Origin of the sequence: Streptomyces sp. NPDC017225 (assembly GCF_044331465.1) — a bacterium.
Classification (GTDB): Bacteria; Actinomycetota; Actinomycetes; order Streptomycetales; family Streptomycetaceae; genus Streptomyces.
In genome coordinates this window covers 124,781-145,411 of the sequence record NZ_JBIRNE010000012.1, presented here as the reverse complement: position 1 = coordinate 145,411, position 20,631 = coordinate 124,781, and the positions used below count along the sequence as shown (strand labels likewise).

General features: G+C 73.7%; 23 protein-coding genes. 10 read left to right on the top strand and 13 right to left on the bottom strand.

The window, feature by feature from the left end; genetic code table 11:
* Positions 1-73: 73 nt before the first annotated feature.
* The 3 genes from ACH4NX_RS25220 (at position 74) to ACH4NX_RS25210 (ending at position 2,465) form a co-directional block, all read left to right on the top strand.
* Entirely contained in the window at positions 74-277 is a 204-nt protein-coding gene (locus tag ACH4NX_RS25220) for a cold-shock protein (protein WP_055418803.1), read from the top strand.
* 256 nt (positions 278-533) lie between these two features.
* On the top strand, positions 534-2,066 hold the full coding sequence (locus ACH4NX_RS25215; RefSeq protein WP_351387287.1) for a DEAD/DEAH box helicase: 1,533 nt from the start codon (positions 534-536) through the stop codon (positions 2,064-2,066).
* Between the two features lie 78 nt (positions 2,067-2,144).
* A complete protein-coding gene (locus ACH4NX_RS25210) occupies positions 2,145-2,465 on the top strand; it encodes an SCO5918 family protein (RefSeq protein ID WP_398128725.1) in 321 nt (106 codons plus the stop codon).
* 44 nt (positions 2,466-2,509) lie between these two features.
* On the opposite strand, the gene ACH4NX_RS25205 is transcribed toward ACH4NX_RS25210, so the two are convergent.
* From ACH4NX_RS25205 to ACH4NX_RS25180, 6 genes are all read right to left on the bottom strand, one after another.
* A complete protein-coding gene (locus ACH4NX_RS25205) occupies positions 2,510-2,959 on the bottom strand; it encodes a hypothetical protein (RefSeq protein ID WP_351387292.1) in 450 nt (149 codons plus the stop codon).
* Positions 2,943-3,434 (bottom strand): RNA polymerase sigma factor, encoded by a 492-nt coding sequence (locus tag ACH4NX_RS25200; protein ID WP_003975205.1) that lies wholly within the window; start codon positions 3,432-3,434, stop codon positions 2,943-2,945. Before ACH4NX_RS25200 ends, ACH4NX_RS25205 begins: the two co-directional genes overlap by 17 nt.
* 41 nt (positions 3,435-3,475) lie before the next feature.
* Positions 3,476-4,087: a class F sortase gene (locus tag ACH4NX_RS25195; protein WP_351387294.1), complete on the bottom strand. Its 612-nt coding sequence runs from the start codon at positions 4,085-4,087 to the stop codon at positions 3,476-3,478.
* Entirely contained in the window at positions 4,084-4,467 is a 384-nt protein-coding gene (locus ACH4NX_RS25190; RefSeq protein WP_351387297.1) for a sortase-dependent protein, read from the bottom strand. Before ACH4NX_RS25190 ends, ACH4NX_RS25195 begins: the two co-directional genes overlap by 4 nt.
* A 233-nt stretch (positions 4,468-4,700) precedes the next feature.
* Entirely contained in the window at positions 4,701-4,904 is a 204-nt protein-coding gene (locus tag ACH4NX_RS25185) for a cold-shock protein (protein ID WP_003975194.1), read from the bottom strand.
* Positions 4,905-5,144: 240 nt separating this feature from the next.
* Complete coding sequence (locus ACH4NX_RS25180; RefSeq protein WP_351387299.1) at positions 5,145-5,522, bottom strand: MerR family transcriptional regulator; 378 nt, start codon at positions 5,520-5,522, stop codon at positions 5,145-5,147.
* Between the two features lie 244 nt (positions 5,523-5,766).
* On the opposite strand from ACH4NX_RS25180, the gene ACH4NX_RS25175 reads away from it, so the two are divergent.
* Complete coding sequence (locus ACH4NX_RS25175) at positions 5,767-7,521, top strand: SpoIIE family protein phosphatase (RefSeq protein WP_398128726.1); 1,755 nt, start codon at positions 5,767-5,769, stop codon at positions 7,519-7,521.
* Between the two features lie 39 nt (positions 7,522-7,560).
* Here ACH4NX_RS25175 and ACH4NX_RS25170 read toward each other — a convergent pair whose 3' ends face one another.
* Complete coding sequence (locus ACH4NX_RS25170; protein ID WP_398128727.1) at positions 7,561-8,232, bottom strand: hypothetical protein; 672 nt, start codon at positions 8,230-8,232, stop codon at positions 7,561-7,563.
* A gap of 385 nt (positions 8,233-8,617) precedes the next feature.
* Here ACH4NX_RS25170 and ACH4NX_RS25165 point away from each other — a divergent pair, with 385 nt between their 5' ends.
* Positions 8,618-8,863, top strand: a complete 246-nt coding sequence (locus ACH4NX_RS25165) for a hypothetical protein (RefSeq protein WP_351387304.1) — start codon at positions 8,618-8,620, stop codon at positions 8,861-8,863.
* Between the two features lie 61 nt (positions 8,864-8,924).
* Here the strand turns inward: ACH4NX_RS25165 and ACH4NX_RS25160 are convergent, their stop codons facing one another.
* From ACH4NX_RS25160 to ACH4NX_RS25150, 3 genes are all read right to left on the bottom strand, one after another.
* Positions 8,925-9,434: a hypothetical protein gene (locus ACH4NX_RS25160; RefSeq protein WP_351387306.1), complete on the bottom strand. Its 510-nt coding sequence runs from the start codon at positions 9,432-9,434 to the stop codon at positions 8,925-8,927.
* A 62-nt stretch (positions 9,435-9,496) separates the two neighbouring features.
* A complete protein-coding gene (locus ACH4NX_RS25155; RefSeq protein ID WP_351387309.1) occupies positions 9,497-10,519 on the bottom strand; it encodes a hemolysin family protein in 1,023 nt (340 codons plus the stop codon).
* Complete coding sequence (locus ACH4NX_RS25150; protein WP_351387311.1) at positions 10,516-11,916, bottom strand: hemolysin family protein; 1,401 nt, start codon at positions 11,914-11,916, stop codon at positions 10,516-10,518. The genes ACH4NX_RS25155 and ACH4NX_RS25150 overlap by 4 nt, the downstream gene beginning before the upstream one ends.
* Positions 11,917-12,225: 309 nt before the next feature.
* On the opposite strand from ACH4NX_RS25150, the gene ACH4NX_RS25145 reads away from it, so the two are divergent.
* The 3 genes from ACH4NX_RS25145 to ACH4NX_RS25135 all read left to right on the top strand — a co-directional run bounded on the left by ACH4NX_RS25145 (position 12,226) and on the right by ACH4NX_RS25135 (position 14,001).
* Complete coding sequence (locus tag ACH4NX_RS25145) at positions 12,226-13,137, top strand: sporulation protein (RefSeq protein WP_398128728.1); 912 nt, start codon at positions 12,226-12,228, stop codon at positions 13,135-13,137.
* Positions 13,138-13,202: 65 nt separating this feature from the next.
* Positions 13,203-13,658, top strand: coding sequence for a TerB family tellurite resistance protein (locus ACH4NX_RS25140; RefSeq protein WP_351387316.1), 456 nt, complete (start codon positions 13,203-13,205; stop codon positions 13,656-13,658).
* Positions 13,659-13,734: 76 nt separating this feature from the next.
* Positions 13,735-14,001 (top strand): twin-arginine translocase TatA/TatE family subunit, encoded by a 267-nt coding sequence (locus ACH4NX_RS25135; protein WP_351387318.1) that lies wholly within the window; start codon positions 13,735-13,737, stop codon positions 13,999-14,001.
* A gap of 51 nt (positions 14,002-14,052) precedes the next feature.
* On the opposite strand, the gene ACH4NX_RS25130 is transcribed toward ACH4NX_RS25135, so the two are convergent.
* Together ACH4NX_RS25130 and ACH4NX_RS25125 are read right to left on the bottom strand one after the other, a co-directional pair.
* A complete protein-coding gene (locus ACH4NX_RS25130; protein ID WP_398128729.1) occupies positions 14,053-15,693 on the bottom strand; it encodes a penicillin-binding transpeptidase domain-containing protein in 1,641 nt (546 codons plus the stop codon).
* A gap of 87 nt (positions 15,694-15,780) precedes the next feature.
* Positions 15,781-16,881 carry an alpha/beta hydrolase family esterase gene (locus ACH4NX_RS25125; protein WP_398128730.1) on the bottom strand — a complete coding sequence of 367 codons (1,101 nt, stop codon included), beginning with the start codon at positions 16,879-16,881 and terminating at the stop codon, positions 15,781-15,783.
* A gap of 115 nt (positions 16,882-16,996) precedes the next feature.
* On the opposite strand from ACH4NX_RS25125, the gene ACH4NX_RS25120 reads away from it, so the two are divergent.
* Both ACH4NX_RS25120 and ACH4NX_RS25115 read left to right on the top strand, forming a co-directional pair.
* Positions 16,997-17,929, top strand: coding sequence for a LysR family transcriptional regulator (locus ACH4NX_RS25120; RefSeq protein WP_398128731.1), 933 nt, complete (start codon positions 16,997-16,999; stop codon positions 17,927-17,929).
* On the top strand, positions 17,926-18,804 hold the full coding sequence (locus ACH4NX_RS25115) for a serine hydrolase (RefSeq protein ID WP_398128732.1): 879 nt from the start codon (positions 17,926-17,928) through the stop codon (positions 18,802-18,804). Before ACH4NX_RS25120 ends, ACH4NX_RS25115 begins: the two co-directional genes overlap by 4 nt.
* 92 nt (positions 18,805-18,896) lie before the next feature.
* On the opposite strand, the gene ACH4NX_RS25110 is transcribed toward ACH4NX_RS25115, so the two are convergent.
* Positions 18,897-20,513 (bottom strand): right-handed parallel beta-helix repeat-containing protein, encoded by a 1,617-nt coding sequence (locus tag ACH4NX_RS25110; protein ID WP_398128733.1) that lies wholly within the window; start codon positions 20,511-20,513, stop codon positions 18,897-18,899.
* Between the last annotated feature and the right edge of the window lie 118 nt (positions 20,514-20,631).

Here is a 20,631-nt window from a genome sequence, read left to right as displayed (position 1 = left end):
CGACGGGGTGATCATCACGGCGACCGGAGTTCACACAGGGTGAACTCCGAGCACCGTACCGAAGGAGAAAATTATGGCTTCCGGCACCGTGAAGTGGTTCAACGCGGAAAAGGGCTTTGGCTTCATCGAGCAGGACGGCGGCGGCCCCGACGTCTTCGCCCACTACTCGAACATCAACGCCCAGGGCTTCCGTGAGCTGCTCGAAGGTCAGAAGGTCACCTTCGACATCGCGCAGGGCCAGAAGGGCCCGACGGCCGAGAACATCGTTCCCGCCTGACGCTCACGCATACTTCGCAGCTGGGGCCCGCGCCTAGGGGTGCGGGCCCCAGCTCGCCGCGTTTCCGGGCGCTGAGCGCCCTGCGGGGTTCTGATTCTCCCCCGCGCGTTCAATTCACTCGTTTTCATCAATTCTCTCGGTCCGCTCGGCTCCATACGCCGAAACCGGCCGGGGCCGGCTCGTTCTTGCGATTCCCTGCGCCGCTCTCTTGCTGCGGGTCTCCCTTGATACGTGCCATATCAAGGAAGGTTCCCCATTGAACCGCGTACGCACCAACGACCGCCGACGTTCCAACGGTGGCGGCCCCCGTCGCTCCCAGACCTCCGGTCGCCGGCCGGCCGCCCCCCAGGGCGGCGAGTTCGCGCTGCCCAAGACGATCACGCCGGCGCTGCCCGCCGTCGAGTCGTTCGCCGAGCTCGACATGCCGGCCCGCCTGCTGACCGCCCTCGCGGGCGAGGGAGTGACCAGCCCGTTCCCGATCCAGGCGGCGACCCTGCCGAACTCCCTGGCCGGCCGCGACGTGCTCGGCCGAGGCCGCACCGGCTCGGGCAAGACGCTCGCCTTCGGCCTCGCCCTGCTGGCCCGTACGGCCGGACAGCGCGCCGAGCCGCGACGTCCGCTCGCCCTCGTCCTCGTACCCACCCGTGAGCTGGCCCAGCAGGTCACCGACGCGCTCGCCCCGTACGCCCGCTCCCTGGGCCTGCGGTCGGCCACCGTGGTCGGCGGCATGTCGATCGGCCGGCAGGCCGGCGCGCTGCGGGGCGGCGCGGAGGTCGTCGTCGCGACGCCCGGGCGGCTCAAGGACCTCATCGACCGGGGCGACTGCCACCTCGGCGACGTCGCCATCACCGTCCTGGACGAGGCCGACCAGATGACCGACATGGGCTTCATGCCCCAGGTCACCGCCCTGCTCGACCAGGTGCGTCCCGAGGGCCAGCGGATGCTGTTCTCGGCCACCCTGGACCGCAACGTCGACCGGCTGGTCCGCCGCTACCTGTCGGACCCGGTGGTGCACTCCGTCGACCCGTCGGCCGGTGCCGTCACCACGATGGAGCACCACGTGCTGCACGTGCTCGACACTGACAAGCACCGCACGACCACGGAGATCGCGGCCCGGGACGGCCGGGTGATCATGTTCCTGGACACCAAGCACGCCGTGGACCGGCTGGTGAAGCACCTGCTGAACAACGGCGTCCGCGCCGCGGGCCTGCACGGTGGCAAGTCCCAGCCGCAGCGCACGCGGACCCTCGCCCAGTTCAAGGACGGGCACGTGACGGCCCTGGTGGCGACCAACGTCGCGGCCCGCGGCATCCACGTCGACAACCTCGACCTGGTCGTCAACGTCGACCCGCCCAGCGACCACAAGGACTACCTGCACCGCGGCGGCCGTACGGCCCGCGCCGGCGAGTCCGGCAGCGTCGTCACCCTGGTGACGCCGGGTCAGCGGCGCGAGATGACCCGGCTGATGGCCTCGGCCGGCATCACCCCGCTGGTCACGCCGGTCCGTTCGGGCGAGGCCGAGCTGTCCCGCATCACCGGTGCGCAGGCCCCGTCCGGTGTCCCGGTCGTCATCGCCGTACCGGTCGTGGAGCGCCCGCGTCGCGCCGCGTCCGGCGGGGGCTCCTCGTCCCGTGGCCGCCGCAGCCGCTCCGCGCAGGGCCGCACCGGCCAGGGGTCCACCCAGCAGCCCCGCACCGGCCAGGGCCGCGGCACCCAGGGCGGCCGGCCCGCCGGCGAAGCCCCGCGCCGCAGGCCGCGGCGCCAGTCCGCCGGTGGCTCGGCGGCCTAGAGGCCCCCGGCCTGCCCTGCTCCAGACCAATCCGCGAACGGCAATCCACCCGTCCCATCTCCCCCTTGTGGAGGCATCATGCGCTGTGTCATCGCCCGGTTCCCGTTCGACCTCACCAAGGGTGGGGTGCTGGATTCGATGAAGGGTGTCACTCCCGAGCCCATCAAGGGTGAGTCCGTGACCATCGGCCGCCGCCGCTACCCCGTCAAGCAGGTGGGCGAGGTCGTCACCCGGCAGGACCGCCGCGACTTCTCCAGCGGCGAGGTCACGCGGGCCATGACCCGCCTCGGCTTCACCTGCCACGCCGACCCGGAGGCCGCGCCGGCTCCGGCGCCCGCCGCCACGCCGGTCGAGACCGCGTCGGCGCTGCTCGGCGGTACGACACCGTTGGACGTGTAGACGCGGGGACGTGTGAGGAGAGGGCGGGGACGGAAGCGGAAGCTTCAGTCCCCGCCCTCCGCCATTGCCTCCGACGGCGTGGGCACGGGGCTCGGCGCGGCCGGCGGCGTGGATTCCTCCGCCGGGGACACGGACGGCTCGGGTGAGGGCGCCTTCGAGGGTTCGCGCGGCGGGGCGGGGCTCGGTGAAGTCGTCGGCGTGGGGTCGGCGGGAGCCGGGGCCTGGGGAACCGCCGGGCGCGCGGGTGACGCGGGGGCCGTCCAGTCCAACGGCAGTGCGATCAGCGCGGCGGCGGCAGCGGTCGCGGCGGCGCCCGCCGCGGCGCGCAGCAGGCGCCGGCGGGACGCCGCCCGGCGGACCGCCTCGTAACGGCCCGGCGGCGGGCTCAGACAGTCGCCGCCCGGTCGCAGCACGACCAGCAGCGGATCGTCGTCGTCCCGCTCGGACCACGGATCGTCCCGGTCGCCGTGGCCGTCCTCAAGGCGTGTGGTCAAGGCTTCTCCTCAGGTGGACGCGGAGCAGTTCGCGGGCCGCGTGGAGGTCGGCCTTGACGGTTCCCTCCTTGCGCCCGGTCAGCACGGACACCTCGCGGATCGGCATGTCAGCGTAGTAGTGGAGAAGGATCGGCACACGCAGTCGCTCCGGCAGCGACTGCACGAGCAGGCGTACCGAGGGGTCCGCCTGCTCGGGGTGCGGGCGCACGGCGACCTCCGCGGTGACCCGGCGCACCGCCCGGCGCTCGCGCTCCAGTTTGCGCCAGTGGTCCCGTACGAGGTTGGCGGCCGTGACGTAGAGGAAGCCTCGGGGCTCCTCGACGGACGTCCAGCGGGCCCAGAGCCGGGTGAACGCCTCCGAGGCGATCTCGTGGGCCGTCTCGTCGTCGTCGACGAGCCGGCGGCACCAGCCTGCGAGGCGCGGATACAGGGCGGCGAACAGTTCGGACGCCGCCCTGTCACGGGACCGTTTCAACGCTCTCCATGGTCGTGAGGGTATGCGGAACGCGGCGGTGCTCAGCCGCTCAGCTCGGCGAAGGCGATGACGTTGTCCCGGTACTCCTCGCCGGCCCGCGGGCCGCCGCAGGTGATGAGCCGCAGCTCCGGGCCGTCCACGTCCCCGTAGACGTCGTCCGTCGGGAAGTCGGCCTTCGCCACCGTCCGTACGGCGGTGACCGTGAACTCGGCCGCCGTGCCGTTCTCCAGACGCGCCTCGATCCGGTCGCCCCGGTGCAGCCTCGCGAGGTGACGGAAGACGCCGTCGCCATGGGTGCCGACCGTGACGTGGCCGAGGAGGACCGACGGCCCGACCTGACCCGGGGCCGGCGAGTGCCGGTACCAGCCCGCGCGGTCGTCGTCCGTGACGGGCGGCACCTCCACGGTGCCGTCCGAAGCCAGCCCCAGCCGTATCACCGGGGTGTCGACCCCGATGGCCGGGATACGCAGGCCGACCGGCACCGACCGCTCCGGAGGGCGGAGCGACTTCGCGGAGGGGTGCGCGGGCGGCGCCGTGGTCGCGGACCGCGCGGGAGTGCCGCCATCGCCCTGCCGGGCGGTACCGCCGCCGCACCCCACGAGGAGTACGGCCAGTGCGGCGGCGGCGAGGGCGCGTCCGGCCGGCGGGATCACGCCCCGGTCGCCGCCCGCCGACGGCGTACGACGAAGAGGGCAGCGCCGCCCGCCACGAGCACGGCACCGGCGCCCGCGCCGATGAGTCCCTCGTCGGTCCCGGAGGACGCGGGCGCCGCCACTCCGGTGTCGGCCGCGCCCTCGGGTACGACGGAGACCTGGCCGTCGGCCGGTGCGGGGGCCGGTGCCTCGGCCGGCTCGCTCACCGGGACGCTGGGGACCGGCGTCGGCGCCTCGCGCGGTTCGGTGCCGGGACTCGGGGCGCTCGCGGCCGCGGGAGCGGAGGGGACCGGGCTGGGGTCGTCGGCGAAGGCGGGCGCGGTGCCCGCCAGTACGGCGGTGCAGGCCAGTGCCACGGCACTGAGGATGGTTCGGCGCATCGGGTCGCTCTCTCTCGTCGATCGGCGCGGTGCATGCCGCACGGGGTGCGGGGGGATCGGACGGAGAGACGAGGCGGCGGCGAGGCGGGTTGTAAAGAGATGGCAAAGCCGACGGGCCGGGCAGAGCCGGAGGGGGCTCACGGGCGTGGACGAGGCCGTCCGCCACCGCTTCCGGGCACACGCACATGAGGGCCCGCACCTTGCGGTGCGGGCCCTCATGTGCGGTCCACGCGTTACGCGGGAACGATGTTCTCCGCCTGCGGGCCCTTCTGGCCCTGCGTGACGTCGAAGTTGACCCGCTGGCCCTCCTGGAGCTCACGGAAGCCCTGGGTGGCGATGTTCGAGTAGTGGGCGAAGACGTCGGCGCCGCCGCCGTCCTGCGCGATGAAACCGAAGCCCTTTTCGGCGTTGAACCACTTCACGGTACCGGAAGCCATGTCTTTTACTCCTAGGCAGTGCTGGAGGCCCGCACCGTGCGGGCCTTCACATCGCTGCGATGATCACCTGCCCGGAAAACCGGTAACACAAATGGCAACCACAACTGCAACTAACGTTCAGCCTAGCACGAAATGAATCGGCCGCACGGGAAAGGAAACGCCCGGATAAAGCGTCCTCGATTTGCCGCAGGATAGTTTTTCCGGCGTCCGGCGAATATCTGTTTCGCCGGAGTCAGGTTTTCACACGCCGCGCCGTTCTCCGTTCCCGCCGGGCGACCGCTCGGCCTCGCGGCGGAGCTCCTCGTTCATGCGCAGGGCCGCTTCCAGGTCGTCCTCCAGGCGGACGATACGACAGGCGGCCTCGATGGGCGTTCCCTGGTCGACCAGCTCACGGGCGCGCGCGGCGCGGCGCAGTTGCTGGCGCGAGTAGCGGCGGTGGCCGCCTTCCGAACGCGTCGGGCTGATCAGCTCCGCCTCACCGAGGGCGCGGAGGAAACCGGGCGTGGCACCGATCAGCTCGGCCGCCCGGCCCATGGTGTACGCCGGGTACTGGTCGTCGTCGAGCCGGTCGGCGGCCTGCGGCCGACCTTCGGCGTCCAGCCTGCTCTCCGGGGGCATGCATACCTTCCTGCGGACCGCTGGGGACACGGCCCGCCGCAGGGAATCCGGTTCCCCCGCACCTGAACTCTAGTCGCGCCCGTCGGATACCTGCCGCGGCGAACATATATCCGCAGGGTTCCGGCGGTCGTGCCGGGGCAGCCGACGGGTTGGTGCGGGCGGGGTGTCGGCGGTGCGGCCGGGCTCGGGTCCGGGGACGATCGGGCCATCGGACCACCGCTGGTGGCGTGACTGGAGGGGCGACGTGGCGAACGGTGTGGGGCCCGGTGCGACAGACGCGGGACAGCGGTGGGCCGCGGAGCCGGACTTCTGGGCGCGGGTCGCCGAGCAGCTGGGCGCCGCCCTGGCCGTGACGGACACGGCCGGGCGGATCGTCGAGGTCAACCGGGCCGCCGAGCTGCTGCTGGGCCGGTCGGCGGTGACGATGCGCGGTGCGGACTTCCATGACCTGCTCCACCGGGGCCCGGGCGGCGGCAGGGTTCCGCGCGACCAGTGCCCGCTGCTCCAGGCACTGGCCCGGGGGACCGCCGCACGCGGCGAGAACGACTGCTACCTGCGGGGGGACGGCGGTCTGGCCGCGGTGTCCTGGTCCGCGTCCCCGCTGACGGACGACGGGTTTCCGAGAGGCACGGCCGTACTGTTCACCGACGCCGAGCCCGGCACCGGCACCGCGGCCGAGACCGCGGCCGACCGCGGGACACGCCGGGAGCGCGCCGCCTACACCAGCGCCCTGGAGGACCTCACCGAGCGGCTGACGCTGGTCACGGAGATCACGGACGTACTGGGGCAGACGCTGGAGACCGACGAGGCCCTGGCCCGGCTGGGCCGCCTCCTGGTGCCCCGGCTGGCGGACTGGGCGGCGGTGGACCTCCTGGCCGAGTCCGGGCAGGTCCACCGGGGGGCGGTGACCGGGCCCGCGGGCAGGGACACGGCGCGGGAGGACTGGCACGGCCCGCTCCCGGCGACCGGGACGGCAGGCCTGTCGCCGCTGGAACGGGTGCTGAACGGGGGCGAGCCCGTGCTCCAGGGGCGGCAGGAGACGGCCACCGGGCCCGAGTCCCCGCTCGCCGCCGGGCACAGCGACTTCCTGCGGTCCGTGGGCGCGACCTCCGTCCTCACGGTGCCGCTGGGCACTCAGCGGGAGGTCACCGGCGCCCTGACCCTGGTGCGCACCAACCCGGCGCATCCCTTCGACAAGGACGACCTGGAGGTGGTGGGCGACATCGGCCGCCGGGTCGGGCGGGTCATCGACAACGCGCGCCGGTTCGGGCGCCAGCGCGCCGTCGCCGAGGCCATGCAGCGCAACCTGCTCGCCCCGCTGCCCCGGCACGGCAGTATGCGGCTGGCCGCCCGCTACCAGCCCGCCCCGGCCGGCTCACAGGTGGGCGGTGACTGGTACGACGCCTTCGAGCTGAAGGACGGCGCGCTCGCCCTGGTCATCGGCGACGTGGTCGGCCACGACCTGACGGCCGCCGCGGGCATGGCCCAGCTGCACGGCATCCTGCGCTCACTGGCCTGGGACCACACCGAACCGCCCGGGGCCGTCGTCGACCGCCTCGACGACGCCTTGCCGGCCATCACGACCGTCTCCATGGCCACCCTCGTCCTCGCCCGGGTCGAAGGCCCGCCCACCGGCCCGTGGACCCTGCGGTGGACCAGCGCCGGGCACCCACCGCCCCTCCTGCTGACCCCGGAGGGAGACGCGCGTTACCTGGAGGAGGGGCAGGGTCTGCTGCTCGGCGCCCGTCTGGGCACCGACGGCCACCGGCCGGACCCCACGGTGCCGCTGCCTCCGGGGTCCACGCTGCTGCTCTACACCGACGGGCTGGTCGAGGTGCCGGGCAGCGACCTGGACACCGGCCTCGGCCGGCTGCGCCGCAACGCCCTCGCGGTCGCCCACGAGCCACTGGACACGCTGTGCGACGAGGTGCTGGCCCGGATGCCGCCCGGCAACACCGACGACATCGCCCTCCTCGCCCTGCGCCTGCCGGCGCCGTGACGCGGGGCGGCTCACGGACGGCTCAGGGGCGCGGCGGTCTCACGGGCCGAGGAGCAGGACGCCGTACCGTCCGAGCAGGGACGCCTGGAGGGTGTCGCCCTCGGCGTAGCGCCAGCCCCAGGAGCGCAGCGCCTGGACGGTCGCGACGTCGGCCCGGTCCACCAGCGTGACGCCGAGGGCGGCGTCGTGCTCGGCGAGCAGTCGCCTCTGCAGGCGGCGGGCGAGGTTCCAGGCACGGTCCTGGTTCCGCCGGCGCACGCGCGCCGGGACGATGATCCCGGAGATCAGGAAGAGCCGTCCGGACGCGGCGACGGGCAGCACGCTGCCCGGCAGGTACGCGTCCAGGCACGGCACGCCGCGAGTACCGCCGCCGGGTACGGGATAGCCGTAGGCGCAGCCGGTCAGGGTGGTGGTCTCCGCGATCAGCAGCGAGAACCCCGGCCGCCGTACGTCGGCCGCCAGTTGCCGCAGGAAGGCGCCGCGGGCCTCGTTCCACGCACGTGGTCCGCCGCCGGAGGTCTGCGCGTACAGGTCACCCAGGTCCCCGAAGCGGTCCTCGACCTGACGGCGGGTCAGCGGCCGGACACGCTCTCCGGCGAGGGGTGAGCAACCCCGCTCCGACCTCGGCTTCCGGGGGCCCGGCCGGTCCGGGCCGGCCTGCCGCGCGTCGCGTTCCGTGGTCGTCGGCCGCACCGGCACGTTCATGGTCATGGGACCAGCCCTGCTCCGGGCTCGGGCGGATCCGGCCCGGTGTCGTCGGTCGCCGGAAGCGGCACCGGTGTCGGGGCCGGTGCGCGGCGGGCTCCCGGTTCCTCCACGGTACTCCGGGCGTCGGCGCGGTTCTTTCGGCCGCGGCGGACCCTCCTCGGCGGCCGCACGCCCGACGTCCCCTTGTCCCGCGTGCCCGTCTCTCGCGTCCCCGTGTCCCACGGCCCACGTGCCCGTGTCCCACGTCCTCGTGTCCCGACCCGGACCACCGCCCCCGGAAGGTACAGCCTGCTGTACCCCGGACCGGGCGGCCCACGGGATCGGCCGGAGGGAGCCGGTTCCGTAGCGTCGGTGGCGGATCGAGAGCGAAGTCCCGGAGGAGGCCGTCATGACGTACCAGGACCCCTACCGTCTGAGCACCACCCCGACCCACACCCCCGCCGAGGGCCCGGACGCGGTCTCCCGCGGGAACGTCCTCCGTACGCTGCTGTGGGCCGTCGTCGTGGTCAGCGTGGTCGCCAACACGGCCGCCTCCATCGCCGGCGCCGGCACCGTGGTGCACCTGGCCTGCGGCGTGGTCACCGTGCTCGCCGCGGGCACCCTCGTGCTGCGTGGCCTGGGGCGTCGTCGATGAGCACCCCGCGGTCACCGTGGTGCGGCTTCTCCGCGACTTCTTCGGGTGGGACCACGACGGGTCAGGCGGAGGCCGTCGTCCACTGCCGCAACAGGGCCAGTCGCTCGTCCCTGGTCGGGGCGACGTCCTCGGGCTCGTCCCGGCGCCAGACGAGGAGGTCCTCGAGGGGGGTGGCGCCGTCGACGAGGCGGGTGAGGAGGGTGCGGGAGAGGTCGTACTCGTCCGGAGTGTGGATGCCGCCGGGGACGGCGACCCGTGCGTCGGCCTCGACCGTGCCGTCGGCCTCGGTCTCCACCAGCACCGTGAAGGCGGGCGGGTGCTCGCCGTCACCGGTGACCAGGACGACCAGCGAGTCGAACGCCATCGAGGCCAGCCGTCGCGCCGGGGAGCGCACGGCCACGTCCCGTACGTCGATGCCACGGACCTCGTCCCAGCCCCAGGACCGGCCCCGGCCGAGTCCGAGGATCTCGACCCCGTCCTTGGCCAGCCGTACTCCGGACGCCGTTCCGGTGGGCGCGGCGCCCACGTACACGTGATCCTCGGTGATCCAGAACAGGCCGACCATGGCCATGAGCGCCTCCCGCAGCGGTGTCGCTGTGGGAGACGCCCATGGTCACGCGGTAGTTCCCCGGGTCACGCCACCGGCGTCGTCGGGCCCACCAGTTCCGTCAGGACGTCCTCCATCGTCACGAAGCCCAGGACCGCGCCGGTCTCGCCGGTGACGGCGGCCAGGTGGCTGTCCTCGGTGCGCAGGGCGGTGAGGGTGTCGTCGAGCGGGGTGTCGATGCGGACCCGCGTGACCCGGTGCAGGGACGCGCGCGGGAAGGGGCGGTCGCGGTCGGTGAGGCCCAGGGTGTCCTTGATGTGCAGGTAGCCGAGGACGGTGCCGCCGGGTCCGGTGACCGGGAAGCGGGAGTAGCCCGCCTCGGCGGCCATGCGCTCCAGCTCCGCCGGGGTGACCGTGTGGCCGACCGTGCGCATCTTCTGGGCCGGGACCAGGATCTCGCCGACCGGGCGGGTGCCCAGCTCCAGCGCGTCCCGCAGCCGCTCGCCGTCGGCCGGGGTGAGCAGTCCGGCCTCGCTGGCGTCGACGACCATGCGGGCCAGCTGGTCGTCGGTGAAGACGGCCTCCACCTCGTCCTTCGGCTCCACCCGCAGCAGCTTGAGGAGCGTGTTGGCGAAGGCGTTGATGCCGAAGACGAACGGCTTCAGGGCCCGGGTCAGGGCGACCAGCGGCGGGCCGAGGACCAGTGCGGTGGTCGCCGGGGCGGCCAGCGCGATGTTCTTCGGGATCATCTCGCCGATCAGCATGTGCAGATAGGTCGCGAGGGCCAGGGCGATCGCGAAGGCGATCGGGTGGACCAGCGCGTGCGGCATGTTGACCGCCTCGAACACCGGCTCCATCAGGTGCGCGATGGCCGGTTCGGCGACCGCGCCGAGGACGAGGGAGGAGACGGTGATGCCGAGCTGGGCCGTGGCCATCATCGCGGAGATGTGTTCCAGGCCCCACAGGGTCATCCGGGCGCGCTTGTCGCCCGTCTTCGCGCGCGGCTCGATCTGGCTGCGGCGCACCGAGATCATGGCGAACTCGGCGCCGACGAAGAACGCGTTGGTCAGCAGCGTCAGGGCGCCGATGAAGAGCTGTACGGCGGTCATCGGGCCATCTCCCGCTGCTCGTGCTCCGGCTGCTTGTGGTCCCGCTCCTTGTGGTCCCGCTGCTTGTGGTCCCGTTGTCCGGCCGGCACAACGGCCGGCGCGGGCGCGGTGACCCGCAGGCGGTCGGCGCGGTGGTGGTCGATGTCCAGGACGTCCAGGCGCCAGCCCTCCAGGTCGACGACATCGCCCTTGGCGGGGATGCGTGCCAGGTGGGTGGCGACCAGGCCGGCCAGGGTCTCGTACGGCCCGTCCGGCGCGATCAGGCCGATGCGGGCGAGCCGGTCCAGGCGGAGCGATCCGTCGGCCTCCCAGGCCGCGCGGCCGTCCGCCTCGGCGGGGGCGGGCAGCAGGTCGGGGATCTCGACCGGGTCGTGCTCGTCGCGGACCTCGCCGACGACCTCCTCCACGATGTCCTCGACGGTCGCCACGCCCGCCGTACCGCCGTACTCGTCGATGACGACGGCCATGGTGCGGGTCGCGCGCATGCGCTCCAGGAGACGGTCGGCGGGCAGGCTGTCCGGCACCAGGAGCGGCGCGGTGGCGAGCTCGGTGACGGGGGTGACCACGCGCCGGTCCGGCTCCAGGGCCAGGACGTCACGGATGTGCACGGTGCCGATGACCTCGTCCAGGCTGTCCCGGTAGACCGGGAAGCGGGACAGGCCGGTGGCGTGCGAGAGGTTCGCGGCGTCGGCGGCGGTGGCGTGGGCCTCCAGCGCCTTGACGTCCACGCGCGGGGTCATGACGTTCTCCGCGGTCAGCTCGCCCAGGTGCAGGGTGCGGACGAAGAGTTCCGCCGAGTCCGCCTCCAGGGCGCCCTCGGCCGCCGAGTGCTGGGCCAGGGCGACCAGTTCCTCGGCGCTGCGGGCGGACGCCAGCTCTTCGGCCGGTTCCAGGCCGAAGCGGCGTACGAAACGGTTCGCCGTGTTGTTCAGGTGACGGATGAAGGGGCCGAACGCGGTGGTGAAGCCGCGCTGCGGGCCCGCGACGACCTTCGCGACGGCCAGCGGGCGGGAGATCGCCCAGTTCTTGGGGACCAGCTCGCCGATGACCATCAGGACGATGGTGGAGAGGACCACGCCGAGCACGGTCGCCACCGTCGAGGCGGCGCCGCCCAGGCCGATCGCCTTCAGCGGGCCGCGCAGCAGCACGGCCAGCGACGGCTCGGCCAGCATGCCGATGACCAGTGAGGTCACGGTGATGCCGAGCTGGGCGCCGGAGAGCTGGAGGGTCAGGCCGCGGACGGCCTTCAGGGCGCCGTCGGCGCCGCGCTCGCCGGACTCGGCGGCACGCTCCAGGTCACCGCGCTCGACGGTGGTGAGAGAGAACTCGGCCGCGACGAAGACGGCGCAGGCCAGGGTGAGAAGGAGGGCCAGCAGGAGCAGCAGGACCTCGGTCACCGTGCCACCCCGCTTCCCTCACGCATGTACGGCGCACGCGCGTACAGGGGGAACTGCGGGCCGGCCATGGCACGGCCGGTACTGGGAGGCTCCATTACGGAACGAGACTCCTTAACGGGGTCGGCGGGCGCCGGTACCAGCCGGCACCCGAGGTTTTCCCACTCATGGTAAAGGACGAGCAAAAGCATGGGGAGTCCCCAAATGTCCTCGGACCCCTATGCTTCTACCCGCCTGTAGAGAACGGCCGTACGGTTCCGGTTGTTCCCCGCGCGGATGTGCCCGCACGAACGTGAAGGAGAGAACGCCTCGATGGTGTTCAAGCGGCTGCCCGGTTCCCTCGGCGTGGGCGGTCCCACGGTGGACACGGTCCTCGACCCGGGCGCCGCCCGGCCGGGAGGCACGCTGTCGGGCCGGGTACGGCTCGTCGGCGGAACCGCCGACCAGGACGTCGAGCACGTCGCGCTGGAGCTGGTGGCCCACGTCGAGGCCGGACACGCCGGGGAGGGCGAGGGTGGCGTCGTCTTCGGGCGGCACACCGTCGGCGGGGCCTTCCGGCTCGCGGCGGGCGAGCACCACAGCGTGCCGTTCGCGCTGTCGCTGCCCTGGGAGACGCCGGTCACCGAGCGGAACGGGCGCCCGCTGGGCATCGCGCTCGGCGTGCGCACCGAGCTGGCGGTCTCCGGCGCGGGCGTCGGCGACGGCGACGGCGACGGCGACGGCGACAGGGGCGACGCCGACCCGCTGACCGTGGCTCCGCTGCCCGCGCAGGAGGCCATCCTGGACGCCTTCGGACGGCTCGGCTTCGGCCTGCGCTCCGCCGGTCTGGAGTCCGGCCGCATCGGCGGTACCGGGCAGCGGCTCCCCTTCCACCAGGAGATCGCGCTCACCCCGGCCCCGCCCTACGCCCACCAGGTCGACGAGATCGAGCTGACCTTCCTGGCCGTGCCCGGCGCCCTGGAGGTGGTGCTGGAGGCGGACAAGCGCGGCGGCCCGTCCTTCGACGGCCACGACGCCCTCAGCCGTTTCACCGTCCCGCACGAGGGGCCGGCCGGACCCCTGGACTGGAACGCCCTCGTCGACGGCTGGGTCCGGGAGCTGGTGGAGCACCGGGAGTCGTACGGCTCCCACGCGGTGTACGGCCACGAGTCCGGGCGCCTGGCCGGCACCGGCATGGACACACCTGCCGGCTCCGGCACCGTCGTGGAGGCGAAGGAAGCCTGATAACTTCTACAGAAGTGTAGAAGTCGACTCCTCCCGACCCGTAACCCGACCCGTACGGAGTTCTCATGGCCCTGTGGGACCGCTTCAAGGAGTCCGCGTCGCAGATGCAGACGCAGCTCCTCGCGAAGAAGAACGACCTCAAGAGCGGCGCCTTCCGCGACGCGAGCATGGCGATGTGCGCGCTGGTCGCCACGGCCGACGGCACGGTCGACGCGTCGGAGCGGCAGCGGGTGGCCCAGCTCATCGCCACCAACGAGGTGCTGCAGAACTTCCCCGCCGACGACCTGCGCCGCCGCTTCGAGGCCAACCTTGACAAGCTGACCGCCGACTTCGCCTTCGGCAAGGTCGGTGTCCTCCAGGAGATCGCCAAGGCGAAGAAGAAGCCCGCCGAGGCGCGGGCCGTGGTGCAGATCGGCATCGTGATCGGCGGTGCCGACGGGGACTTCGACAAGGACGAGCGGGCCGTCGTCCGCGAGGCGTGCTTCGCCCTGGACCTGCCGCCGCACGAGTTCGACCTCTGACGTTCGCCGGTTTTGCCGTAGATTCCGTGCGGGCCCGTGCCGCGGGTCCGCACCGTACGCCCACCAGGAGAGCGCCGTGTTCGGACTGAGCGAGCTCGCGATCATTCTCATCGTCGTCATAGCCGTTCTCGCCGCCAAGAAACTCCCCGAGCTGACCCGCTCGGCGGGCAAGTCGGCCCGGATCCTCAAGGCCGAGGCCCGCGCGATGAAGGACGAGGAGCGGACGCCGCCGGAGGACCGGGAGGCGCCCCGGGTCATCCAGGGCGAGGCGGTCCGCCGCGACGACGCGGGGGACGGCGACCCCGGTACGGCGCCCGGCGCGCGGGGCACCTCCCAGGGCTGACCGGACCGGGTGCAGGACGGTCCGCCCGGGCACAGGACGGTCCGCCCGGGTTCAGGACGGGTCCTCCGGTACGGCGGACAGCAGGCTGTGCACGACGGGGCCCGCCGAGCCACCACCGGTGACGCCCTCCTCGACGACGACGGCGATGGCGACGTTGCCGCGGTGGGCGACGAGCCAGCCGTTGTTGTCCTGGTCGTCGGAGACCTCCGCGGTGCCGGTCTTCGCGCCGATCTCCCCGGGCAGGCCGGCCAGGACGTGCGCGGTGCCGTCTGTGACGGTGTCCCGCATCAGTTCGCGCAGCTGGGTGACGACCTCGTCGGGGAGCGGCTCGGTACGGGTCTCGTCCGTGTTCCCGGCGGTGACGGACGGCTGGTGGAACTCGCCGGAGACCGCGGTGGCCGTCACCGACGCCATGATCAGGGGGTTGGCCTGGACCCGGCCCTGCCCGATCATCGACGCGGCCTTCTCCGTCTCGTCCTTGGGCACCGGCACGGACCCGTCGTACGTCGGGATGCCGATGTGCCACTCCTGGCCGACCCCGAAGTAGGTGCGGGCGACCTCGCCCAGCTCGCCGTCGTCGAGCTTGCCGCGCAGGCTGATGAACGCGGTGTTGCAGGACTCCGTGAAGTCCTTCCGGAAGGTGGCGCCGGGGTACTCGGAGGTCTCCACGTTGTGGAACTCCTTCCCGACCGTCAGGTACTTGGGGCAGTCCACGACCTCGTCGGGCGCGACCGCGTCCTTGAGCAGCAGCGCGGTGCTGGTGACGATCTTCCAGGTGGAACCGGGCGCGTAGGTGCCGGAGGCGGCGCGGTTGAAGCCGCTGGAGGGGGAGTTGGCGAGGGCGAGGACCTCGCCGTTGTCGATGCGCAGGGCGACGAGGGCGGCGTTCTTGCCGTCGGCCTCGGCGAGGGCCTGCTCGGCCGCGGACTGCCAGGTGGCGTCCAGGGTGGTGCGGACGGGCTTGCCGTCCTTCGCCGGGTCGGGCTTCTCGCCGAAGGACGCCTCGGTGCGCACGGTCTCGCCGGTCGCCCGGTCGATCAGCTCGACCGCGCCGCGCGGTCCGCCGTCGGCGCCGCCGGCGAGCCGGCCCAGGAGCGGGGTCAGGGACGGGTGGTCGCCGCCCGAGAGTGAGGTCCCCTCGCGGTCGGTGACCTCGGGCGGGGTCGTCTCCTCGCGCTCCAGCCGGAACTTCGCCGTGTCGCTCAGCCGCGGATGGACCAGGGACAGCCGCCAGTCCACCTTCCAGCCGCCGTCGTCCTGCTCGCGCAGCGGCAGTCGCGACTCGTAGGTCCAGGTGCCCAGGCCGGTGATCGGCATCTTCGCGGTGAAGGGGACGCCGAGGGTGCCGTCCTCGGCCTCCTCCTTCACGTCCGGCGCCGCCGTCAGCTCGGGCTTACTGATGTCGAGTCCGGCGGTGAAGCTCCGCAGCACCTCCTGCGCCGTGTCGGGACTGGTGGTGCGGCCGGCCGCGCTCGGCAGCCGCCCGGCGGCCCAGTCGGCGAGGAAGGCGCGCGCCTGTTTCATCGCGGCGGGGTCGGGACCGTCGTCGCCACGTGCGAAGGGTCCGAACCCGGCGGCGTACGAGCCGCCTGCGGCGATCGCGAGTACGACCCCCACCGCGGCGACGGCCCGCACGCCCTTGCGTGGGCCGCGGCGCCGGGGGGAGGCGAGGTAGGAGGCGTCGTCAGGCATCGGAAGGTCCTTTTCTGTCCGGGGCGGGCTGTCCGGGGTGGGCTGTCCGTGGCGGCCTGCGCATGGCGGGCTGTACGTCGTCTCGCGTCAGCGACCGGCGCCTGTGCTGCCGCCACTGCCGGTGCCGGTGCCGGTGCCGTCGAAGAAGTCGAGGATCGTGTCGGTGGCGTTCAGGGCCTTGCTCGTGGGGCCGAATCCCTTGGGCGGGGCGATCGTCGAGCCCGGCCAGGTGTGACCGGCGTCGTCGACGACGAGCAGTTGGACGGTGGCCCCTCCACCGGCCTCCGGGGCGTTCTTCAGGCTCCAGACGGTGCGGTCGTAGCCCTTCTCGTTCTCCGTGACCGGATCGCCCGCGTCGCCCTCGGCGGCGAACGCCTCCGCGCTGTCCCGGGCCGACAGGCTGGGAAGGATCGGCTCCTCGGGGTCCGGCGGCGGGGAGGGCCAGCCCTCGAGGGGGCGTACGGGGTCGTCGGCGCCGTAGACGACCATGACGGGGACGGGGCCGGTCGGCTCGACAGCGGCATCGCCCGCGGGCAGCTGTCCGGACACCGAGGCCGCTCCCGCCAGCAGGTCGGGACGTTGGGCGGCGACGCGCAGCGCCATCGAGCCGCCGTTGGAGAACCCGGCCACGTAGACCTGCTCGGGGTCGGCCCGCTCGGTGCGTACGAGGTGCTTGACCAGTGCCTCGGTGAAGCGGACGTCGAGGTCCGGGTCCGGGCGCCGCTCGGTCGCCCGCGTGCCCGCGCCCCAGCCGTCGTCGAGGCCCTCGGGGTAGGCGACGAGCATGCCGCGTTCCCCGGCGGCCTTCTCCAGCCGGCTCTTCTCGCGCATCTCCGCCGCGTCGGCGCCGCGGCCGTGGAAGGCGATGACGAGAGGCCTCGGGCCGTCGGCGGTGGCGGCGGGCCGGTGCAGGAGGTACTGGCGGGTGTGGCCGTCCACCCGCAGCCGCGCGCGGACGTCCGGCGCCGCCGAGTCCGTGCCCCCGGAGGCCCGGGACGGGCTGCTCGCCGCCGGCGCCGAGTCCGGGCCCCCGGAGTCGGTGGCGCAGCCGGCCAGCGGAAGAGCGAGGGCGAGCACGAGCGCGGCGGGCCACCGGCGGAGGCGCGGGGAGAAGCCGGACGCGGGGCGGGGTGTGGGGTGAGGTGTGGGGTGAGGTGTGGGGTGGGAGGGGTCACGGAAGGAGCGCATGGCCCGAGGAGAGCAACCCTGTGAGGCCCCTGTCCAAGATTGATATGGATGTCGGTTCGATCAATCCCCGATATGATTACTGGTCGTGGACCTGGTGCGGCACCTGGAGTGCTTCGTGGCTGTTGCAGAAGAGTCACACTTCGGGCGTGCCGCGGCCCGTCTCGGCATGGCCCAGCCGCCCCTGTCGCAGCGCGTCCAGCGGCTGGAGAAGGAGCTGGGCGTCCGGCTCTTCGAGCGCACCAGCCGCCGGGTGACCATCACCGAGGCGGGCACGCTGCTGCTCGCCGAGGCCCGGGAGCTGCTCGCCCGCTCCGACTCCTTCCTGGCCGCCGCGCGCCGCATCCGGGACGGCGAGACCGGCCTGCTGCGCGCCGCCCTGTCCCCCGACATCTCCGGCGAGACCGTCGCCGCGCTGCTGGCGGACTTCCGGCGCCGGCACTCCGGCCTGGAACTGGAGCTGCACGAGCTGTCCACCGCCCAGCAGCTCGCCGGTTTCGCCGCCCACGAGCTGGACGTCGGCCTCATCCACCACCCGTGCGACGTCACCGGCCTGGAGCTGGGCCCGGTGCTGCGCCGCGACCTCGGCGTGCTGCTGCCGCGCGGCGCGGCCCAGGCGGAGCTCGACGAGGTGCCGCTCGCCTCCCTCACCGGCTACGACCTGGTCCTCTTCCCGCGCGCCGGCGCCCCGGCGGTCTACGACGACCTGCTCACCGCCTGCGCCCGGGGCGGCTACACCCCCGCCGCCGTACGGCACGGCCAGGGCGCCAGTTTCGTACGCGGACTGGTGCTGTCGTCCGGGGCCGTCGCCCTCGGTCCACTCGACACCCGGCCCGCCGCGGCCGGTGACGGGGACCTGGTCTGGCGTCCGCTGGCCGGGGCCCCGCTGGCCTGGCGGCACTCGGTGGCCTGGCCCAAGGGGCGCGGTGACGCCGCCGTCGGCGCCTTCGCGGACGCGGCCACGCACGCCCTGCGCGCCACGGCCGGCGCCCGCTCCGAGGCGCCCGCCCGGCCACTGCACCTTCGCCCGGCATCGGAGTTCTGGCTATGACCGACACCGCGACCACCGGCCGGCTGGACGCGGCCTTCGCCGACGCCGGGGTCACCGGGTGGCTGCACGCCGTGGACATCGACACGGGTGCGCAGGTCGGGGCCGGGCCGGACCAGCCGGTGTGCACGGCCAGTGTCCACAAGGTGTGTGTGCTCGTCACGCTGCACGAGCTGGCGGCGGCCGGGGAGCTGGACCTCACCGAGCGGGTCGAGTGCCCGCCGGCCGGGCGCACCCCGGGGCCCACGGGGCTCGCGGCCATGCTCGACCCGGTCCGGCTGTCGCTGCGCGACGCGGCGTTCCTGATGATGTCCGTCAGCGACAACACCGCCGCCGACCTGCTGCTGCGCCGGGTCGGTCTGGACGCCGTCAACCGCACCACGGCCCGGCTCGGCCTGACCCGCACGCGGGCGGTGTACGGCTTCGGCGACGTGCTCGCCGCGATGCGCGAGGACACGGGGCCGGCCGGTGCCCAGGCACTGGCCGACCCGCACGTCATCACCCGGCTCCGCGCCCTGGACCCGGCCCGCACCAACCGCAGCACCCCGCGCGACATGACCCGTCTGCTGGCCGCCCTCTGGCGGGACGAGGCGTGTCCGCCCGAGTACGGCGCCGCCATGCGCCGCATCATGGGCCTCCAGGTGTGGCCGCACCGGCTGGCCTCGGGCTTCCCCTTCGACGACGTCCACGTGGCCGGCAAGACGGGCAGCCTGCCGACCCTGCGCAACGAGGTCGGCGTGGTCGAATACCCCGACGGCGGCCGTTACGCCGTGGCCGTCTTCACCCGCACCGCCCACACGGCCACCGTCCTCCCCGCGGCGGACGCGGTGATCGGCACGGCGGCCCGGATCGCCGTGGACGCGCTGCGGGCACCGTGAGACGGAAGCGGCGGGCGGCGCGGCCCCTTCGGGCGACGGCGACGGCGACGGGGGACGGGGACGGGGGACGGGGGACGGGAACGGGGGCGGTGTCAGCCGTCGTTGTCGCGCCAGCGCCCGCCGCTCGGGGCCGAGTCGAAGCGGGTCGCCGCCGAGGCGTTGCCACCGAAGTCGTTGCCGGAGACCCGGCCGCCGGTCCAGGTGGCCTCGTGCGCGATCCACAGGGCGTGGGTCTGGGTGCGCGGGTGCCCGTCGTCCCGGACGCGGTTGCCGTGCACGTACGGGTGGGCCACGGCGGCGGCGGCGGTGAGGCCGGTGCGCGGGGCCGGGCAGTCCGGGAGGCGGTAGGCGGTGCCCGGCGCGGGGGTGCCGCCGGGCCAGGCCGTGTCCGCGCCGGGGCGCCCGGGGGCGAGGGTGAGTTCGGTGGCGGTGTTGTCACGGACCACGGCGTTCCGGCCGTCGCCGACCGTCAGCTCCTTGCCGCGGTGGCCGCCGGGGAGCCAGTCGGCGTTCTCGTCGGTCAGGGACAGCGGCCCGCAGTGGACGCCCTCGCCGCCCCCGTCCGTCGCCGGCGCGGCGCGACGGCCGTTGCTCCGGATCCGGTTGCCGAAGAACGCCGGCTCGTGCAGCGGGGCGTCGACGCGGATGCCGTCCAGGGCGTTGTCGTGGATGTCGTTGGACTCCAGGACGATGTCCGTGGCGGGCTCCTGGTCGCCCCCGGCCAGGTTGTGCTGCCAGTAGCCGTACCGTCCGTTGCCGCTGACGCGGTTGCCGCGGAAGGCGTACGGCCCCGGGGTGTTGCCGAGCGCGATGCCGTCCCCCACGTTGCCGTCGATCACGCACCCGGTGACGATGCCGCCGCGTCCGCCGACGCTCGTCGTGCCCTGCGCCGACACGTCGAACCCGGCGACGTGGTTGCCGAGCATCGTGCAGCCGGTGACCAGCAGGCCGTCGGCGCCCCAGTCGGAGATGCCGTAGCGGTTGTCCTCGGTGTGGCAGGCGGTGACGCGGATGCCGCGGGGCGGGGCCCAGTCGTCCTGCTGGAGTTCGAGGAAGATGCCGTTGGTGCCGTTGCCGGTGGCCGTGCAGTCGGTCACCGCCAGCCGTTCGACCGGGCCCCAGCCGCCGACCCCGATCCCGATGCCGGCGCCGCCCATCTCCTCGCCGGGGTCCTGCCGTCCGCACCGCTCGGCCAGCACGCCCTCGACGACGGTGTCCTGGAGGAAGTCGCACCCGAAACCGGTGGCGGCCGTGTCGTGGATGTACAGGTCGGTGAAGCGCCCGCGCAGCACGTACTGGAGCCCGAGCCCCTTGGCCAGCACCTCGTACTCCTCGGTCTCCACCTGCGAGCCGTCGATCTCGAAGTGGGCGAAGGTGACGTCGGCGATGTGGTGGTCCCGGTCGGCGCCGTGCTGGGCGGTGGTGAACCAGGCCAGCGGGACCGGCCGCGTCGGGGCGCCCGGGTTGGCGAGCGCGAAGCAGGTGGCGCCGCGGCCGGCGCCGATCAGCGAGACGCCGCTGCGCCAGAGCACGGGCCGGTCCCGGATCGCATACCGCCCGGCCGGCACCCGCACGGTGCGCGGCCGCCCGTCGGCGGCGGTGGCGTCGCCCAGCGCGTCCACCAGCTTCTGCAGGGCCGGCCGGTCGTCGGCGGTGCCGTCCCCGACCAGGCCGTACGCATGGGCGTCGGCCGTCAACGGCGCGGTCATGGGGCGCTCCTTCCACCGGCGACGTGAGGGGCACGGCGGCGGCGGGCTCGACACCGACGCCGCCGCGCTGCCGGCCGGGTACCAGGCACCGGCCCTTCTCAATCAGGGCGAGGGGTCA

Bases quoted from the DNA above. Each gene is read 5' to 3' on its own strand.
- ACH4NX_RS25220 (WP_055418803.1), top strand. From the start codon at position 74: ATGGCTTCCGGCACCGTGAAGTGGTTCAACGCGGAAAAGGGCTTTGGC.
- ACH4NX_RS25210 (WP_398128725.1), top strand. From the start codon at position 2,145: ATGCGCTGTGTCATCGCCCGGTTCCCGTTCGACCTCACCAAGGGTGGG.
- ACH4NX_RS25190 (WP_351387297.1), bottom strand. From the start codon at position 4,467: ATGCGCCGAACCATCCTCAGTGCCGTGGCACTGGCCTGCACCGCCGTA.
- ACH4NX_RS25185 (WP_003975194.1), bottom strand. From the start codon at position 4,904: ATGGCTTCCGGTACCGTGAAGTGGTTCAACGCCGAAAAGGGCTTCGGT.
- ACH4NX_RS25180 (WP_351387299.1), bottom strand. From the start codon at position 5,522: ATGCCCCCGGAGAGCAGGCTGGACGCCGAAGGTCGGCCGCAGGCCGCC.
- ACH4NX_RS25170 (WP_398128727.1), bottom strand. From the start codon at position 8,232: ATGACCATGAACGTGCCGGTGCGGCCGACGACCACGGAACGCGACGCG.
- ACH4NX_RS25165 (WP_351387304.1), top strand. From the start codon at position 8,618: ATGACGTACCAGGACCCCTACCGTCTGAGCACCACCCCGACCCACACC.
- ACH4NX_RS25160 (WP_351387306.1), bottom strand. From the start codon at position 9,434: ATGGCCATGGTCGGCCTGTTCTGGATCACCGAGGATCACGTGTACGTG.
- ACH4NX_RS25155 (WP_351387309.1), bottom strand. From the start codon at position 10,519: ATGACCGCCGTACAGCTCTTCATCGGCGCCCTGACGCTGCTGACCAAC.
- ACH4NX_RS25145 (WP_398128728.1), top strand. From the start codon at position 12,226: ATGGTGTTCAAGCGGCTGCCCGGTTCCCTCGGCGTGGGCGGTCCCACG.
- ACH4NX_RS25140 (WP_351387316.1), top strand. From the start codon at position 13,203: ATGGCCCTGTGGGACCGCTTCAAGGAGTCCGCGTCGCAGATGCAGACG.
- ACH4NX_RS25130 (WP_398128729.1), bottom strand. From the start codon at position 15,693: ATGCCTGACGACGCCTCCTACCTCGCCTCCCCCCGGCGCCGCGGCCCA.
- ACH4NX_RS25125 (WP_398128730.1), bottom strand. From the start codon at position 16,881: ATGCGCTCCTTCCGTGACCCCTCCCACCCCACACCTCACCCCACACCT.
- ACH4NX_RS25115 (WP_398128732.1), top strand. From the start codon at position 17,926: ATGACCGACACCGCGACCACCGGCCGGCTGGACGCGGCCTTCGCCGAC.
- ACH4NX_RS25110 (WP_398128733.1), bottom strand. From the start codon at position 20,513: ATGACCGCGCCGTTGACGGCCGACGCCCATGCGTACGGCCTGGTCGGG.